This is a genomic window from Pandoraea bronchicola, assembly GCF_902459805.1.
GTDB classification, from domain to species: Bacteria; Pseudomonadota; Gammaproteobacteria; order Burkholderiales; family Burkholderiaceae; genus Pandoraea; species Pandoraea bronchicola.
In genome coordinates this window covers 1-3,389 of the sequence record NZ_CABPST010000024.1, presented here as the reverse complement: position 1 = coordinate 3,389, position 3,389 = coordinate 1, and the positions used below count along the sequence as shown (strand labels likewise).

The following is a 3,389-nucleotide window of genomic DNA, read 5'->3' as shown; positions in this document are numbered from 1 at the left end:
TTGCCGCCGGTGATGCTACCCACGGTCAGTTCGCCGCCGGTGACCGCGGCGTTTTCCTCTGCGTTCACCACTTCGAACTTGCCCACGATTTCGTGAATTTCGATATCGTCTGCAACGGCGACATCGAGTTTCGTATTCGCGAAGTTAGCGATCTGCGTCACGTGAATCTTGCCGCCAGCGATTTCACCTTCGACCTTGGCAATACGCGACTTGATCGTCGCGCCCGCTTCGGATGCGTAGGTGCCCACCTCGAGCTTGTTCATGCCCAGGTCAACCGTACCGTCGTTCTGCAGGTGCTTCACACCGCTGACATCCGTGCTCAGCGCGACAGTGCTCGTACCGGCAACGTTCACCGTGCCCGAGCCCAGCGCGTTGGCATGCGCTGCGGTAAGCGTACCGCCTTGAACGCTCAGGCTCGTCACACCGCTTTGATCACCCGCCAGCGTCAGGTTACCCGTGCCCACCTTGACCAGTTGCGAGCCAACCGGGGCTACGACCGGTTGCGTCGTCGGCGCATTCGCGTTCAGAACGTTCGGATATGCCTGCCCAGTCGGCTTTGCCGCTTCACGCGAGATCTTGCCTTCGAAGTGGTCATCATTCCCCAATTCGCCGAGCATCAGCACCGTATCGCCAGTGACCACGTCGCCTTTGCCAGACAGCGAGCCGATGGTGAGCGAGTTTTCAGGCTTGTCTTTGCCCGCCTCAGCGGCGGAAATCGCAATAGCCGATACATCCAGCGAACCGCCGTGCAATTTGATCGACGCGTCGGTGGCGACGGTTTTGCCGCTCATCTTGACCGTACCTTCGTTGGCCAGTGCCAAACGCTGCAGGTCCGCGTCGGAGAAGGCCAGTTCGCCGTCATCGATGTTCGCGATGAATGCTTCGCCGCCCTTCGACTTCGTGATCGCCGCCTTGCCAGCGTTGACCAGCTTCATGTTTTGAAGCTGCGTTTCGCTGATCGCAAGGTCACCATCGGAGAGATTAGCGACCATTGACTTGCCGCCGATCGATTTTTCGATCGTCGCCTTGCCAACGCTTTGCAAATCCATCCCATTGAGATTCGTGTTCTCGACCGTCAGCGTCCCTTGGTTAAAGACAAGGGCGGTGCCGCCGTCCGACAACTTCGTCTCCATCACTTGCAGACCGGATTCAGAGTCGTTGACCGGATTGTTTTCATCGTCAACAACACCGACTTCCTTGCCCTGGATGGTGACCGTCCCGCCTGCCACATTCTTCAGCTTCGCCGTGCTCAGATCCGAAGCCGTGAAGGTGATGGCACCGGCGTTGACAATGTCGGCATTGGCGGCAGACGACTCTTCAAACACGAGCGTGGCGCCAAGCTGCTCAGTGAGTTCCGGCAGCGCGGTGAGATCGGCGTTGAGGTTAGCCGCCAAAGCTGCCTCGCGCTCGACCTTCCGGGCGTCAATATCCGCATTCGTCACCGAACGAGCGACAGTGATCTTGCTGTTCCCGGCGTCAGAGCCCTTGCCGAATTCCAAGCTGGCGCCGCTGTGAAGATCGATCCTGGCTTTACCGGCGCTCGTCCTATCTCCGAATGTAATCTTGGCGCCGTCTGCGGTAGTAGCAGCGACAATCGCAACGTCGGCGCTACCTGCGACCAGCGTCACGTTATCGCCCTTGATGCCGCCGTTAGCCTTGGCCTCGTCGGCCTGGCCCTTAAAGTTCAGAACACCCTTCTTACCGAGCGTCACCGAAAGCTCGCCATTGCCTTCGCTTTCGATGGCCTGATGAATGTTCAGAGCGCCGTCCTTGACCTGAACATCGTGCTTCGCGCCGTTCAGTGCACGAAGGGTGCCGATTTCTGCGGTTTTGGGGTCACCGTTTGCAATACCGTGGATCGCGTCCGACTTGTCGCCCGAGAAGCTTCCGATTTCGAGGGCGACTTCTTTCGCAATTTTCGCCCGATCGGCGCCGGTGCCCGCAGCGGTATCTACGTCAAAGGTCTTCAGATTTGCGTCGCCCCACGAAATTACCTGTTCGCCGTTCTTGTCAGCGCCGGCGGCGTTCGCATCAAGCAGGAACGTCGTTTTAGTGAGGTAGTTGTACTCGTCCTTGCTGGCGACACGGCTCAGTGCAGCAGACTTGTGCGTCAGAAGTTCAAAATCTTGCTGAGCTTTGACGGCGGCGTTCTGTGCAGGATTGACGATTCCGTCAATAGATTCTTTCTTCACGAGGCCATCCAGCGCCTTTCTCGCTGGGTCATTGGTCTTGATTTTTGCCACACTGCTGATGGCATTCACCTTACTCTGAAGCGAGGTGAGCGCGTTCTGGTAATCCTGATGGAGCGCCTTGTCCGCGCTGGCACCGGCCGCTACCCTAACGAGTCTGCTGACTTCGACGTTAATTCTTTCTGCCACCGGCCGAAGATTCGAGAGCCTCTGCGCATCTTCAATCTCCTGAGCGGATAGAACCTTCTCGACTTGCTCGGCAAGGTCTTTGTATCGCCCTGCGTTAATAAGCTTGGTTTCATTTTCGCGGAGTGCTTTCTCTGCGTTAGAAATCAGCCCAGTGTCTGCTTTCGTCAGATTGGTTACTCTTTCTTCACGGGATTCTTCCCACGTCAAATCTGCCACCGCATATCCCGGCAGCGCTGCTGCCGTCACCACGGCCGCAGCGGCCATGCAAATTTTCGTCTGACGCAGAGCGTTCGACTTCGGATGGTTCTTTTGCATTCGATAATCCACAAGTTAATTCGTGAAAATGATGAATTTGCTTCACCACACTCCAGACACGGCACTACGACCTGCGTCAAGGCTCACGAAGTCTAAAAGCCGGACTATCGAAATCGATGCAAAAGCACTTGGATTTGATACTTAACCCAAGGAATTATTTTTTCAACAAATTGGGAATATTTTTAAAAAACACTCAATAAAATGTAAGTTAATTCCCAATTAAATATATTTCCCCATCATCAATCCCCCAATCATTCAAAAAATGAGGCCCGCAAACAACGGATAACGGCTTGAAGCACGTCATTTCCCAGCGGCATATCCGTGCTTGGCATCGCACGTTTTCCAGCGCTGCCATCCGGCGCTCCCCATCACTTCCGCGAAGGCGAGATGCGCTCATCACGTGCCGAAGCATAAAAAAACCCGTCACGCCCTTTCGGGGATGACGGGTTTCTTGTCTTCAACGCAGATGTGACGAAACGATATGTCGTCCTCTCTACGTCAGCCCGGGTCTTAGAAGCGATACTTCGCCGAGATACCACCGCCCAGCGCGCTCTCGCCCTTGCGCACGCTGACGTTGCCGCCCACGCGCACTTCCAGTTGCTTCTTGACCTGCATGTCCACGCCCAGATCCGCCGTGAAGATGTCGCGGCCCAGCTTCGGACCCTTCACCGTGAAATTGCTCGGCGCGCCGTAGAT

Annotated in this window: 2 protein-coding genes; both read right to left on the bottom strand. The window is 56.1% G+C overall.

Annotated features, from left to right (window positions below; all coding sequences use genetic code 11):
- Positions 1–2,693: hypothetical protein (locus tag PBR20603_RS23965; protein WP_150561952.1), on the bottom strand; the 2,693-nt coding region annotated here is incomplete at its 3' end.
- A gap of 510 nt (positions 2,694–3,203) precedes the next feature.
- Positions 3,204–3,389 (bottom strand): hypothetical protein (locus tag PBR20603_RS24255; protein ID WP_174978047.1); only part of this gene is annotated, 186 nt, incomplete at its 5' end.